The sequence below is a fragment of the Rhodococcus sp. 4CII genome (assembly GCF_014256275.1).
In the GTDB taxonomy this organism is placed as follows: domain Bacteria; phylum Actinomycetota; class Actinomycetes; order Mycobacteriales; family Mycobacteriaceae; genus Rhodococcus_F; species Rhodococcus_F wratislaviensis_A.
The window spans coordinates 4,126,202-4,139,535 of sequence record NZ_JACCFE010000002.1 but is presented as its reverse complement, the minus strand read 5'-3'; the positions used below and the strand labels follow the sequence as shown (position 1 = coordinate 4,139,535).

General features: G+C 67.7%; 11 protein-coding genes. 1 reads left to right on the top strand and 10 read right to left on the bottom strand.

Going from position 1 to position 13,334, the window contains the following annotated elements:
- Positions 1–110 precede the first annotated feature (110 nt).
- The 10 genes from H0B43_RS19900 to H0B43_RS19855 all read right to left on the bottom strand — a co-directional run bounded on the left by H0B43_RS19900 (position 111) and on the right by H0B43_RS19855 (position 12,296).
- On the bottom strand, positions 111–1,466 hold the full coding sequence (locus H0B43_RS19900; RefSeq protein WP_185726376.1) for an NAD(P)/FAD-dependent oxidoreductase: 1,356 nt from the start codon (positions 1,464–1,466) through the stop codon (positions 111–113).
- Positions 1,467–1,513: 47 nt separating this feature from the next.
- Positions 1,514–2,209: a transporter gene (locus tag H0B43_RS19895; protein WP_185726377.1), complete on the bottom strand. Its 696-nt coding sequence runs from the start codon at positions 2,207–2,209 to the stop codon at positions 1,514–1,516.
- A 46-nt stretch (positions 2,210–2,255) separates the two neighbouring features.
- Positions 2,256–3,554: an FAD-binding oxidoreductase gene (locus H0B43_RS19890; protein ID WP_185726378.1), complete on the bottom strand. Its 1,299-nt coding sequence runs from the start codon at positions 3,552–3,554 to the stop codon at positions 2,256–2,258.
- A gap of 5 nt (positions 3,555–3,559) precedes the next feature.
- On the bottom strand, positions 3,560–3,934 hold the full coding sequence (locus H0B43_RS19885; protein WP_185726379.1) for a hotdog domain-containing protein: 375 nt from the start codon (positions 3,932–3,934) through the stop codon (positions 3,560–3,562).
- Entirely contained in the window at positions 3,931–5,595 is a 1,665-nt protein-coding gene (locus H0B43_RS19880; protein ID WP_185726380.1) for an NAD(P)/FAD-dependent oxidoreductase, read from the bottom strand. The genes H0B43_RS19885 and H0B43_RS19880 overlap by 4 nt, the downstream gene beginning before the upstream one ends.
- A gap of 35 nt (positions 5,596–5,630) precedes the next feature.
- Positions 5,631–7,088 carry an aldehyde dehydrogenase gene (locus tag H0B43_RS19875; protein ID WP_185726381.1) on the bottom strand — a complete coding sequence of 486 codons (1,458 nt, stop codon included), beginning with the start codon at positions 7,086–7,088 and terminating at the stop codon, positions 5,631–5,633.
- Between the two features lie 49 nt (positions 7,089–7,137).
- A complete protein-coding gene (locus H0B43_RS19870; protein ID WP_185729881.1) occupies positions 7,138–8,232 on the bottom strand; it encodes a Zn-dependent alcohol dehydrogenase in 1,095 nt (364 codons plus the stop codon).
- Positions 8,233–8,246: 14 nt separating this feature from the next.
- The gene (locus H0B43_RS19865; RefSeq protein ID WP_185726382.1) at positions 8,247–9,026 is read right to left on the bottom strand and encodes an enoyl-CoA hydratase/isomerase family protein; all 780 of its coding nucleotides are present in this window, start codon (positions 9,024–9,026) and stop codon (positions 8,247–8,249) included.
- Positions 9,027–9,036: 10 nt separating this feature from the next.
- Entirely contained in the window at positions 9,037–10,659 is a 1,623-nt protein-coding gene (locus H0B43_RS19860) for a class I adenylate-forming enzyme family protein (protein WP_252189754.1), read from the bottom strand.
- 170 nt (positions 10,660–10,829) lie between these two features.
- Positions 10,830–12,296, bottom strand: coding sequence for an MFS transporter (locus H0B43_RS19855; RefSeq protein WP_185726384.1), 1,467 nt, complete (start codon positions 12,294–12,296; stop codon positions 10,830–10,832).
- Positions 12,297–12,653: 357 nt separating this feature from the next.
- Here H0B43_RS19855 and H0B43_RS19850 point away from each other — a divergent pair, with 357 nt between their 5' ends.
- Positions 12,654–13,334 carry a TetR/AcrR family transcriptional regulator gene (locus tag H0B43_RS19850; protein ID WP_185726385.1) on the top strand — a complete coding sequence of 227 codons (681 nt, stop codon included), beginning with the start codon at positions 12,654–12,656 and terminating at the stop codon, positions 13,332–13,334.

The following is a 13,334-nucleotide window of genomic DNA, read 5'->3' as shown; positions in this document are numbered from 1 at the left end:
CGGACGTGAATGCCCGGGAGGTCACCGGCGGTGTTGGTCCGCTCCGAGATACGGCCTCTTCGGGCAGTGCAGTCCGTCGCGTCGCGCTGGGCTATCGGGTCCTCGTCTGTCTACCGCCTGCTCAGGCTTTCCAGTACGGCGTTCGCCGCTCGCTCGCCCGATGTGGCTGCGTCGGCGAGTGACGGCAGATCGAGCTGGTAGTCGCCGGCGAGGTAGATGTTTCCGAGCGGATCACGGAGCGTCGGAAGCGATTTCTTCCGTCCGGGCGCCCAGAAGGGTACGACCCGGCGGTGGCGCCGCACGATGCCGTCGCCCAGTTGCCCTTCCAGCTCGGGGAACACTGCGAGCAGGTCCTTCGTGAATCGCGACACGATCTCGTCGTCGCTCAGGTCGAGCAATGCGTCGGCCTGAGCGCCGCCTGCGAAACAGGCGAGCGCGCCACCCGGCTTGCGGTCGGCGCCGTTCCGCATGGCCGCGGCGTGGTTGAACATTGCCTGGAATGACAGTTGCGGCGTCGATACACCGATGTAGTCGTCCCAGCGCTGCGGCCCGGCTTCGTCTGTGAAGAATCCGACGACTACGTACCGGCCGTAGGTGATGTCGTTGAACGCGTTCCGGTGCTGTTGCGGGAGGTCCGGGATGATCCGCTCGGCGATATCGGCGGGTGCGGTCACGATCGCGCGTTTGGCCCGCAGCCGCACGGGTCGGTCACCGTCGTGGTAGTCGACGACCACACCCTCGCCGTCCGGTCGCACCGTCTGCACGGCCGAGTTCAGCCGGATCCGACCACCGAGATCTTCCGTCAGCACGTCGGTCAACGTCTGATTGCCGCCGACCGGCAGCGAGAAGTTCGGAATCTTCTCCGGGTCGGCCAGCGCGATGCCAACCGACGTAACGAACTGGGTGGCGGCCGTCTCGTCCACCTCGCATCCCATCCACTGCGCCGACCACGACCGGACGACGGCGGCGGCCAGCTCCGACCGGACGCCTGTGAGTAGGTATGACGCCAGCTTGGTGTCGAGTTTGGCGCGCACCCGTTGCGCGATGCGGCTCTGCGACTCCAGGAACGGCATGGCCGCGAGGATGCGGGCACCGACGATGGCCATCCCGAGACGATCCATCATGGTCATTCGCGTGCGGAACATCAGCGCAACGGGATTCGAGGTGTCGACCACCCCGCCGTTCAGGTGCAGTGCGATGCTCTTGCCCGCGAGGGAACCCATCTCGATGCCGTGCCGGTCGAGGGCATCGATCAGCGTGCCGGTGCCCTCGGTGAACTGGGTGCCGACGTTGATCCAGTAGTCGCCCTGCCGGATGGTCTCGACTCGTCCACCCGTGCGATCGGTGCTTTCGAGGACAACGACGTCGGTCTCCGGCGCCAGCGTGGTGGCCGCCATCAGCCCCGACATTCCGGCGCCGACGATGACGACCTCGGTGGTTTCTTCGTGCACTTCGTGCGTTGTCATGTTCGGTTCCTGACTTTCAGATCGGTGAAAGAGACGGTCGGGCACGCTCACGCCGTGGCCGGCGCGCTGCCCTTGACCGCGTGGGCGTCGACGCGCTTGTTGTGGGCGTCGAACGCGCGGTAGGCGCGGTAGTACGTGAACATCTGCAGGCCCCACGTGGACAGCGCGAAGATGTAGAAGATCGTGTGCTCCGCGTCGTCGCCGGGGATGTGGACGAAGTCGTAGATCGAGGCGATGGCGAATCCGCACGCGGTGGCGACGGCGGCCGAGATGGCGTGCCCGCGCTCGCGAATGTCCCACAGGCGCTTGACGAAGTAGATCAGGAACAGCGTGGTGAGCACGTTGACCACGATGTAGTAGATCTTGCCGGGGGTGCCGATCGCCTCGGCGAAATGGCTGAGGAGAAAGCCCACCACGGCCGCGAGGGCGAACGCGCCGACGTCCACCGTCACGGACGGCTTGTATCGGTGGGTGACCTTCATCAGTCCGAGGACCAGGATCAGCGTGATGCCGACGGACCGGGAGAAGGCGTCGAGGAAGTAGGCGAAGGCGTACATCGGGCTGTCGTGACCAGCCTTGATGAGGCCGTAGATCAGGAAGTTCGAACCCGACGTCGCAACGATGATCCACTCGATGCCGAGCAGGTAGTTCTTGTAATTCCGGATGAACTTGATCCCGTAGGTGAATCCGACGGCGATCATCCACAGGTCCGCGACCGCGAAGAGCGATTCTTTGATGGACATGATTTTCTCCTTGGGGGGTGACATCAGCCGACCGGCGGCGAGATGGTCAATTCGTGAGGGCTGCCAGCCGGTCGGAGGCGCGGTCGGCGAGCCAGGTCGCGTGCAATGCGGGGCCGCTGACGAGGTTGGGCCAGAAGCGCTTTCGTCCGTGCCAGATCGCCGCCAGGTCGTCGTGCAGCGGCGCGCCGCCGAGCCGGTCCGCCAGCAGGTGGCCGACGTACTGCGCCTGGGCGAAGCCGTGGCCGTTGCAGGCGAGCGAGTACAGCACGTTGTCGGACGCCTCACCGGCGACGGGGAGCCACGTGGAGCTCATGCCGATCCAGCCGCCCCATGCCTGCTGCGGCTCGATGTCGCGCAGGCCCGGGAATCGCTCGCGGAATCCGCGGACGAGGTCGTCGGCGACGTTCCGCGCCGGGGTGCGGTCCGGCAGTGGGTTCCGGCCGGTCTGTACGCGGCGGGTGCCGAACACGATGGTGCCCCGTGGGGTGACGCGGTAGTTCTCGATGATCATGTGCAGCGTGACCATCGGGGCGCGGCTGGTCCAGCCGATTTCGTCGAGTCGCTCGGGTGCGACGGGTTCTGTCTCGACCAGGGACGTCCACACCGGGGTGGCGAGGTTCTTCGGCGCGAGGGACAGACCCTCGGTGTGGGCGTTGGTGGTCAGCAGCGCCTTGCGAGCCCGGACCCGTCCATGCGGGGTTTCGACGGTGACCCCGTCGCCGGAGTCGGTGACGTCGCGGGCCGGAGTGTGTTCGTACACGCGCACGCCGGACGAGATTGTCGCGGCCCGCAGGCCGAGGGCGAACTCGCCCGGGTTGAGCGTGCCCCCGACGCCCTCGCGCACTCCGCCGAGGAAGCCGTCCGGGAGGCCGGCCTCCCGGCCCTCGACGAATTCTGCCGACGATCCGGCCTCGGCCATGACCTTGGCGTTGCGGCGCGCGTGCCGCAGCTGCCCCTTGGAAACGGCGGCCATCACGATGCCCTCCGACCGGTAGCCGCAGTCGATGTCGTGGTGAGCGATGACGTCCTCGGTGAAGTGCACCGCGTTTTCGGCGTACCGGTACAGGTTGCGCAACCGCTCGCGTTTCAGCAGAAAACCCAGCAGTTCCGGATCGGCGGCGATCGAGTTCGTGATGTATCCCGCGTTGCGGGAGGTGGCGCCCCGGCCGAGGGTCTGTGCCTCGAGGAGCACCACGTCGACGCCCTTTTCGGCGAGTCGGAGCGCGGCCGACATGCCGCCCCCGCCGCCGCCGACCACGACCGTGTCGCAGTCGATGTCACCGGTCAGGGGCGGTTCGACGGCGGCGGGCGGTGCGGCCCAGCCGGTGTCGTGAATCAGCTTCATCGTCGTTACTCCGTCTCATCTAGGGGGACGACCGCGGTGCCACGAGCACGCACCGCGACCAAGGGCGACTCGAGGACCTGAGAGCGGCCGGTGTCGTCGGAGCCGCGGCAGATCACCCGGAGCTCGAAGTCGACTGTGCGACTGCGGTTGCCCTTCTTCACCAGCTCGGCCTCGGCCTCGACGACGTCGCCGCCGCGCACCGGGGCGAGAAATTCGACGGAGGAGTAGCCGGCGAACAGCCCCTCGTGGCCGTCGATCTCGATCGACAGGTTCGTGCCGACGTCTCCGAAGAGCTTGAGGGCGTAGGCGCCATCGACCAGATTGCCCGCGTAGTGCGCGTCGGAGAAGGCGACGTAACGCCGGTGGACTGCCTTACTCATGAGATCTCCCGATGGATGGGGCCGAGGTGGCGGGACTCGGTTTCGCCGTCGATCTCGATGCCGGGGTAGCCGCTCTTGGCGATCTCGGTGCACATCCGGCGGTACTTGCCGACGCCACCCACGTAGCCCATGAACGTGTTGGGCTTGCCCTCGACGTTGGAGCCGCGGTACCAGGAGTCGGTGGTGGCGTACAAGGTGGCGGCGACGGTCTCCTCCGAGATGTCCACCCAGTCGTTCTGACCCTCGACTGTGGCCTCGACAAGCGTCGCGCCGGCGTCGCGAGCGTGCTCGAGGAGGTCGGCGATCCAGTCCACCGCCTGTTCGATGGTCATTACCACGTTGCTGGCGAGCGCGGGGCTCTGTGGGCCCCCCACCATGAAGAAGTTGGGGAAGTCCGCGGTCATGATCCCGAGGTACGTGCGAACACCGTCGTGCCAGGCCTCCTGCAGCTTCGCGCCGGACGCGCCCGTGAGACCGAGCCCGTACAGCGGGCCGGTAAAGGCGTCGAACCCGATGGCGAGCACCACCGCGTCCGCCTCGTAGGTGCCCTTCGAGGTGACGATCGCGTTCTCGGTCATCGTCTCGATCGGCTCGTCGCGCAGCGACACCAACGACACGTTCGGCCGGTTGTAGGTCTCGTAGTAGTCGGTTCCGAAAACGCTGCGCTTGGCGCCCAGCGGGTGGTACCGGGGCACCAGCAACTCGGCGGTGGCCGGATCCTCGACGATCGCGCGAATCTTGTCGTGGAGGAATTCCGACGCGGTCCGGTTCGCTTCGACGTCGGTAAGGAGGTCTGCGAACTCGGCGCCGACGCCCTGGAACCCGCTGCGCTCGTAGGCCGCCTCGTAGCGTCGCTGACGCTCCTCGGCCGAGACGTCGAAGGCCTTGTCTGCCACCGGGCGGTCGGGAATGCCGCCGGGCGAGTGCCTGCATTCCTCCCGGATCGCCGAGTAGTCGCTCTTGATGGATTCGACCCGCTCCGGGGGAAGTTCGGCGTTGCGGGCCGGCATCACATAGTTCGGGGTGCGCTGGAACACCGTGACGTGCTCGGCTACCTCGGCGATCAACGGGATGGCTTGCACGCCGGACGATCCGGTGCCGATCACGGCGACGCGCTTACCTGCGAGGTCGTCGAGCGAGATGTTCCACCGGCTGGTGGACACCTGGAGTCCGGTGAAGTTCCCGAGACCCGGCACGTCGAAGTCCTTGGGGGTGGAGAGGCCGCCTGCGCCCGAGACCAGGTAGCGGCCGCGGCGCGTCTCGCCGTTGTCCAGTTTCACCTCCCACAGCCTGTCGTCCGCGTTCCACGTCGCGCTGACGACGCGAGTATCGAACGTGAAGTGCTTGCGCAGGTCGAAGCGGTCGGCGACATGGTTGATGTAGCTGAGGATCTCGGCCTGCGGCGCGAAGCGCTGGCTCCACGTCCACTCCTGCTGGAGCGCCTCGTCGAACGAGTACGAGTAGTAGATGCTCTCGACGTCGCAGCGCGCGCCCGGATAGGTGTTCCAGAACCAGGTTCCGCCGACGCTGGGTCCGGCCTCGAATCCCGCGAAGGACCACCCGGCGGTGGTGAGCCGGTGCGAGAGATAGAGACCGGAAAAGCCGGCGCCGACGCCGATGACATCGACGATCCCGGTATCGGATGTGATGGGGAAGTTCATGGGATTGCTGCTTTCGTTGAATTGATCAATGCTCGTTACAGGGGAAGGTCGGGTGAATCGACGCCGACCACGCGGTCCCCGCAGAACACCCGGACGGACTCGCCGGGAGCGTGGCCGCCGATTCCGGAAGCGCCCCAGAAGCTCTGAGCCGAACCGTCGCCGAGATCGGCGATCTTCGCGCCGTTCACGCGTACCTCGCCCGACAGCACCCGGGATCCGACCTCGACGGCGCGCTCCACGTCGCCGCCGAACACGTACGCGTCCAGACCCGACGGGTTTGCGTTGGCAACGCGCAGTGCGTCCTCGTCGGAATCCACGGCGTGCAGGCTGACAAGTGGCCCGAACAGCTCGGCGGTCGCCACCGACGCACCGACTCCCGAAGCCACTGTGGGGGACAGGAAGAACCCTTCGAGTGCGGGTAGCTGTGCGGGCTGATGGATTGTCGCGCCGTGGGCCCGCAACCCTTCGATCCGGCTCTGCAGCGTGGCGAAGTGCGGAGCGTTCGAGATCGGACCCAGCTGGGTGTTCTCGTCGAGCGAGTGCCCGATGTCGATGCGGGCGATGCGATCGAGCAGCGCGTCGAGCAGCGGCCCGACGAGGCTCTTGTGCGCCAGCACCTTTCCGGGCCCCTCACACCACTGACCGTTGAGCTTGGTCATCCCGTCGAGGATTCCGTCGGCGGCCACGTCGATGTCGGCGTCGTCCAGCACCAGGGCCGGGTTGTTGCCGCCGAGCTCGAGTTGGAGAACCTTGAAGTCTTCCGCGGCCGCGCGGGCGATCGCGCGCCCCGCGTTCGGGCCGCCGGTGAACGAGACGATCTTCACGCGGGGATCGCCGGTGATCGCGGCGCCGACGTCTCCCGCGCCGTGGACGAGTTGCAGCGCACCGTCGGGCAGCCCGGCCTTGACGAAGCACTCGACGACGATCTGGGCGCTGCTCGGCGCGTGCTCCGACGGTTTGAGGATGACCGGGCAGCCGGCGGCGAGGGCGCTCACCGTCTTCGCGGCGGGAATGAAACTCGGCCCGTTCCACGGGGTCAGGATGGCGGCGGGACCCCACGGGACCTTGTACAGCCGCACGTCGCGGCCACCGGCGTCCAGCGCCGTGCGGCGCGGGATGGCGCGCAGCTCCGCCGCCGCCGAACGGATCCGGTGCGGAAGGAACGCCGCGACCATCCGCGCCTTCGCGATCGGGACGCCGCTGGTGAGGGCATCGGTGCGGGCGATGTCCTCGATCCGGGCCTCGACGACGTCGGCCGCACGCTCGATGACCGCCGCCCGTTCCTCGTTCGCCGCGTCGTCCCAGCGTTCGAAGCCGTACGAGCGCTCGGCATGGCGCAGGGCGCGCTCGAGGTCGTCCGGGCCGGTGGTGACGGCGCGGTGGACGGGCCGGCCGGTATTGGGGTCGAGATTCCACGCGTCCGGGATCGCCGCGCACTCGGACCACTCGTCCGCGATGTAGTTGATCGGCTGGGGCAGTTGCGTATTCGACATCTGCGGCCTCCTTCGATGGGTCTTTCGGGTGTGAATGGAGTCGGCGTGATCACACGGTGAGGTCGGCGACGATGCGGGTCACCTCGCCCGACTTCATCGCCTCGAAGCCCTTGTCGACCTCGCCGAACGGGATCACGTCACTGACCATCTCGTCGAGCAGGAGGCGACCCTGCAGATACAGCCGCGCGAACTGGGTGATGTCCTCGTGCGCTTGGCCCGAGCCCATGTAAGAGCCGATGAGGCGCTTCTCACCGAAGAAGAAGTCCGACGCCGGGACGGTGAGGTCGGTGCCGTCGGGTGCGATGCCCACCAGGCAGGCGGTCCCCGTGGCGCGCAGGACCGACAGCGCGGTTGCCGCGGTGCGCGCGGAACCGACGGCCTCGAACGAATAGTCCACCCCGTCGCCGAGCACCTTCCGGATCTCGGTGGGAACGTCGGCCGCGCCGTTCACGACGTGCGTGGCACCGTATGTGCGTGCCGCCGCGAGCCGGACGTCGTCGAGATCCACGGCGACGATCGCCGAGGCACCGGCGAGCCGCGCGCCCTGGATGATGGCCGAACCGACACCGCCGCAGCCGATCACGGCCACAGTGGCACCGGGGCGTACCTGCGCACCGCGGAAGACGGCCCCGATGCCGGTGACGATGCAGCACGACAGCAGGCACCCGACGTCCAGCCCCACCTCGTCGGGCAACTTCACCAGCGAGTTCTCCCGCATCAGGGTGTGGCGTGAAAACGCGCCGATGTCGCCGAGTCGCTCGACGGCCTGGCCTCCCGGCAGCTGGAACGCCGGACGCTGCCGCTGCCGGATCCGAGAGACGTGCTGGCACTGCGTCGAGTGCCCGGCCGCGCAGTTGCGGCACAACCCGCACGAGGGCGTGAGGGCGCCGACGACGCGGTCGCCCGGACGCAACGAGGTCACCGCCGAGCCGACGGTCTCGACGATGCCCGCCACCTCGTGGCCGACCACCACCGGCAGGTCGGCGTGCACCGATCCGGTCATGTAGTGCAGGTCGCTGTGGCACAGGCCCACATTGGAGACCGCGATGCGGACCTCATTGGGTTCCGGTTCGTCGACCTGGATCTCGGCGAATTGCAGCGGCTCGTTGACCGCGGTGAGAAGTGCTGCTTCGGTGGTTATCATCATCGTCTCCGATCTCAGTTGCTCTGCGCGGGCGCTGTCGGCGCCGCGTTCTTCGATGCCCAGAAGCCCTCGATGCCCTCGGTGAAGGCACCGGACTCCCACGACTGGCGGGCGGCGTCGTCTTCACGGGCGAACGCAGCCTCGATGTCTTCGGGGCGCGGCCGCAGCAGACCCAGGTGCAGTGCGGTGGTACGGGGATCGGAGTTCCACTGTCCGATCAGCTCGACCGCGCGGTCCACGAGTGATGCCGGGGGCACGATCTCGTCGAGCAACCCGATCTGCAGGGCCTCGCCCGCGTCGATTCGGTTCGAGCCCAGAATGATTCGCATCGCGTGGTTGCGTACCAGGCGGCCCAGCAGGAAGCTTGAGGCATTCGAGACGATGATCCCGCGGTGGTTCTCCGGCTGGTAGTACTCGGCCCGGGGGGAGCCGATCCGGGAGTCGCAGCACAGCGTGATCTCCGAGGCGCCGCCGACCGCGATCCCGTTCACGGCAGCGATCACGGGGACCTTCGTCTCGAGAATCGCCCGGGTGATGTCGTGGAAGGTCGCGAAGGCCTCGCGGATCTCGTCGTAGTCGGTCGGCACGGTCTGCAGGTCCTCACCGGCGGAGAAGGCCCGTCCGGTGCCCGTGAGTACGATCCCGCGCACGATCTCGCCCGTCCCTAACCGGCGGATCGTCTGCGCGAGCAGCACCCTTGTGGCCACGTCCACCACGTTCAGCTTCGCGGGACGATTCAGCGTGAGCACCGCGACGTCGTGGTCGATGTGCACGTCCAGGTAGTTGTCGGTCATGTCGGGCTCCTCAGTTGCCGGTGCCGGTGATACGCGGCGGCTGCAGGTCGTAGGTGATGCCGGGATGCTCGGCGGAGCGCGCCTTCAGTGCCGGCTTCGACACACGCTCGGACGGGGTGCGCGGGAAATCGGCGACAAACTCGATGTAGCGCGGAACCTTGAAGCGCGCGAGCTGTTTTCGTGCTCCGTCGACGATCCGTTCGGCGGTCGCGCGGCTCTCCGGGGTACCGGAGGTCAGCTGCACGAAGGCCTTGACCTCCTCGCCGAACAGCTCGTCCGGGACGCCGACCACCGCTGTCGCGACGACGGTGTCGTCCCGCTCGAGGACGCGTTCGACCTCGGCGCTCGCGATGTTCTCCCCGCCGCGGCGGACCATGTCCTTGATCCGCCCCACCAGGCGGTAGCCGCCCGCCCCGTGGACCGCGACATCGCCGGTGTGCAGCCAGCCGTCGCGCAAGACCTGCGCGGTGTCTTCGGGGCGGTTCCAGTAGCCGAGCATCATCGGTCTGCCCGACGTGATGAGCTCGCCGGATTCGCCCTCGGCAACGTCCCCGCCCTGCGGATCGACCACCCGGACCCGCTTGGTGGGAACCGGCTGCCCCAACCGCCCGCTGCCGACGTCGGCGATGCTCTCGGGGACGCTGACCAGGTCGACCCCACTCTCGGTCATCCCGAAGATCTCCCGCCACGGTGCGCCCCAACGCTGTTCGAGCTCGGCGTGCAGCGCGACGGGGATCGCCGAGCACAGCACGAGGCGCAGGTCGTTGTCGCGGTCCTGCGGGTTCGGCGCCTGCTTGAACAGAAGCGTGGGCATCGAGCCGAGCACGTAACAGAACGTGGCCCGGTGCCGCCGGACGTCCGCCATGAAACCCGACGCGGAAAATCGGGGCAGCACCACGAGCGGCGCGCCGATCGTGAGGCACAGCGAGGTGTTCCACTGCGGGTCCATGTACGAGAACGGCTGCGACGTGAGCACCACATCGTCGAACCCGAGTCCCGCCGCGCCGGCGCAGATCCACCCCAGCCGGACCCAGTAGTCGTGGGTCAGTATGCACGCCTTCGGGAACCCCGTTGTCCCCGAGGTGTACTGAAGGTTCGCGAGTGTCTCGCCGGTGACGGCGGCCCCCGGCCTGTCCGCCGGATACCGCGCGAGCTCGCTGCGCGACCCTGCGTCGACGATGCGCACGTTCCCCAAATCGCCGTTCGCGGCACGCACCTCCTCGACGAGCGGGGTGTGACCGGCGTCGGTGAACAACACCCGGGCGCCGGAGTCCCGCAACACGAATTCGAGATCGGCGCTCTGGTACGACGAGTTCACCGGCACCGCGACGCAGCCGGCCTTGAGGATCGCGAGCCAGGCGATCGGCCACTGCACGACGTTGGGCAGCATGATCGCGACTCGGTCGCCCGCGCGGACCCCGTCCTCGGCGACCAGGCGGTGCGCCAGGCGCGAGGTCCAGTCGTCGATCTCGCCGAAGGTCCACGACCCTTCCGGAAACCTAAGAAACTCGCGGTCGGGCGAGGTTGCGACCCGGTTCGCCAGCAGGCCGACGAGGGTGTCGATCGGCGGGTCCACAGCGATGCGATCGAGTGCGATCGCGCGGTCCCGGTGAACTGATTCGACTCCGGTCATGGTCATCCTCTTCGGGCTTGTCGGTGCGAGGCGGCGCCGATGCGGTTGCAACTCGCGATCTGATGTCGTGACGGCGCATCCGCGGTGAGCTCGTGGGCCGCAGCCCTCCGATCGGCGGATGGCGCCTGACTGTGGTCTCAGCCATAGCCTAAAAGAACATAGTCAAATGATCAAGACATCTGACTGTCACGCCGTCCGGTCCGAGCGCGTGAGATCAGCACGGTCACCACGACGAGCAGGGCGAGAACTCCCGACAGCCCGTAGCCGATGCCGTAGAGGCCTCGGGCGGCGACCTCGAGACCGGTACCGGCCATCGGGACCAGGGATGCGCTGAGGTCGCCGCTGACCAGTGCGGTGCCGAGGGCGAAACCCACGGCCATGAACGTGCCGGCGATCCCGGCCGCCATCCCGGCCTTCTCCTCGGGCACCGCCATCTGCACCATCGTGAAGCCCGCGGAGTAGCCGATTCGGGTCCCGAGACCCAGGACGGCAGCACCCACGAGGTAGTGCCACTGCTGCTCGTGCGCCACGGCGAGCCAGGTCAGCCCCGAGGCGCTGACGAGCGCGCCGATGACGAAGACGGGCACACCACGGCCGTTGACCAGGGCGCGGTCGAGCACGGTTCCGCGGATCAAGAACGCCGCCGCGAACGGCACCATCAGCCAGCCGGTCTGCAGCGCGCTGAGCCCGAGCCCGTACGCGTCGCCCGGACGAAGATCCCCGGGAACGACCTGGGCATAGGTGCTCAGCAGCAGCATGAAGGCCGAGTTCACCGCCGCGAACAACGCGATGCACAGACACGACGCGGTGACCAGCGGCGCCTTCATCAGCGCGACGTCGAACACCGCCGCGGTCGACCGGCGCTCGACGCGCACCCACGCGATGCCCCCGACGATGCCGCCCACCAACGGAATCAGTGCCGCAACACCCCACACGAGGCCCTGCGTCAGAGTCAGCAGGATCGCCGCGACCCACGCGATCATCCACACCGTGCCGAGTACTCCGATCCGACCGCCCCGCTCGGCGGGCGGGGCGTGTGGAATCGAGGCATAGCACGCAATGGTCGTCGCCGCGCACACCGCGGTGAGGATGACGAAGAAGCCCCGCAGCGACAGGCTTTCGACGATGAACCCGCCGCCGATCATGCCCACGACGATCCCGACACCGGTGGCGATGACCAGAACCGCGACCCCCACCGCGATGCCCTCCTCGCCCAGATTGCGACGCAGGAAACCGAGCGGAAGCAACTGCGCCGCACCACCGAAGCCCATCAACGCGCAGCCGACCAGAAGCGTCGGATACGAGTCCCCGACGGCCGGAATGAGCGCGCCGACCGCGAGCAGTGCGGACGCCGCCACCGCGGCGTTGCGGTCGCCGTGCAGATCCGCGAGCCGCGGCAACAGGATGAAACCCGCTCCCCCGCCGAGGGTCAGCGCCGTGTAGACCCACGTCGTCGCGGCCACCGTGGCGAGGCCGTACTGCACCTGGATGGTCGGCAACAGCGGCGGCAGGATGAAGACGACGGCGTTGGTCAGGACGATCAGCAGCGTGCCGACACCGATGAGCACCCCCCTGCTCGGCGCCCGGCGGGCAGTCCCCGCACGGCCGAGTCCGGCCTGCTGATGAATCTCTGTCATGAATCTCTCCGATTGTCGTGATCAGACGCGGGCCCGAAGGCCGGCGCACATAGCGGTGTAGTCATCACGGCCGAGCAGCTCCAGCGGGTCGGACATCCGACCCCCGACCTCGACCCAACCGACGTAAGTGGGAGCGCGGCCACAACGCGGGTCGAAATGTGATTCCGGTCATACGGTAACGGTTCACAGTCATTCGATCAAGGCAAATGACTGTGAAATCTGAACGTTCAACGCGCAGCTCGAGAAATTCTCCGCTCGACGACGCGGATGTGCCTGCGGCAGTCCGCTTACCGATCCGGCTGGTAACGTGGGGGCCGACTTGATCATCTGTTCATCTCTGATTCGACAGGAGAACGCATGGCTCGCATCCCCGCCGCCGAACGTCGCGCCGAACTGGTGGCGGCGGCCGTGCGCATGATTGCCGCCCACGGAGTGGAGGGCGCCACCACCCGCCGCATCGCGCAGGAGGCGAACGCTCCGTTGGCCACGCTGCACTACTGCTTCGACTCGAAGGAGGTACTGTTCGCAGCAGTCTTCGAGCACGTCGGCCAGCAGTATCGAGAGGTATTGACGCGCAACGACGTCCATGGCGACGTGCCGACCACCGCCCGTGCCCTGTTGCGCGGCCTGCTGGAGTGGTACGTGGCGAATCCGGAATTCGGCGCGGCGACCGTCGAGCTGATCAGCTGGGCCCAGCGTCAGGAGGGCGAGCAGGGCGAGACGGTGTACAACGAGGCATTCGCGACCATGCGGTCGATCCTCGCGACCGCCACGACCGCTGCGGGCCGGCCGGTGGACGCAACAATCATCGACGAGCTGACATACATCGTGTCGGTGTTGTCCGACGGATTCGCGCTCAACTGGCTGGTGTTCACCAACCGCACAGCGGCCGAGCCTCAGATCGAACTCACCGTCGGCGTGCTCGACACGTGGATGGCCGCCCACCTCGGCGATTCCGCCGGGTCGGCGCCCCAGCCTTCGAAGGATTCCCCCGAGCCGACCCTGCGTTCTCTCGTGTCCTGGGTGAGCGTGGATTGA

What these genes read in the sequence shown, in the direction of transcription:
- H0B43_RS19890 (WP_185726378.1), bottom strand. Translation starts at nt 3,554, where the DNA reads ATGAAGCTGATTCACGACACCGGCTGGGCCGCACCGCCCGCCGCCGTC.
- H0B43_RS19860 (WP_252189754.1), bottom strand. Translation starts at nt 10,659, where the DNA reads ATGACCGGAGTCGAATCAGTTCACCGGGACCGCGCGATCGCACTCGAT.
- H0B43_RS19900 (WP_185726376.1), bottom strand. Translation starts at nt 1,466, where the DNA reads ATGACAACGCACGAAGTGCACGAAGAAACCACCGAGGTCGTCATCGTC.
- H0B43_RS19865 (WP_185726382.1), bottom strand. Translation starts at nt 9,026, where the DNA reads ATGACCGACAACTACCTGGACGTGCACATCGACCACGACGTCGCGGTG.
- H0B43_RS19855 (WP_185726384.1), bottom strand. Translation starts at nt 12,296, where the DNA reads ATGACAGAGATTCATCAGCAGGCCGGACTCGGCCGTGCGGGGACTGCC.
- H0B43_RS19870 (WP_185729881.1), bottom strand. Translation starts at nt 8,232, where the DNA reads ATGATAACCACCGAAGCAGCACTTCTCACCGCGGTCAACGAGCCGCTG.
- H0B43_RS19885 (WP_185726379.1), bottom strand. Translation starts at nt 3,934, where the DNA reads ATGAGTAAGGCAGTCCACCGGCGTTACGTCGCCTTCTCCGACGCGCAC.
- H0B43_RS19875 (WP_185726381.1), bottom strand. Translation starts at nt 7,088, where the DNA reads ATGTCGAATACGCAACTGCCCCAGCCGATCAACTACATCGCGGACGAG.
- H0B43_RS19850 (WP_185726385.1), top strand. Translation starts at nt 12,654, where the DNA reads ATGGCTCGCATCCCCGCCGCCGAACGTCGCGCCGAACTGGTGGCGGCG.
- H0B43_RS19895 (WP_185726377.1), bottom strand. Translation starts at nt 2,209, where the DNA reads ATGTCCATCAAAGAATCGCTCTTCGCGGTCGCGGACCTGTGGATGATC.
- H0B43_RS19880 (WP_185726380.1), bottom strand. Translation starts at nt 5,595, where the DNA reads ATGAACTTCCCCATCACATCCGATACCGGGATCGTCGATGTCATCGGC.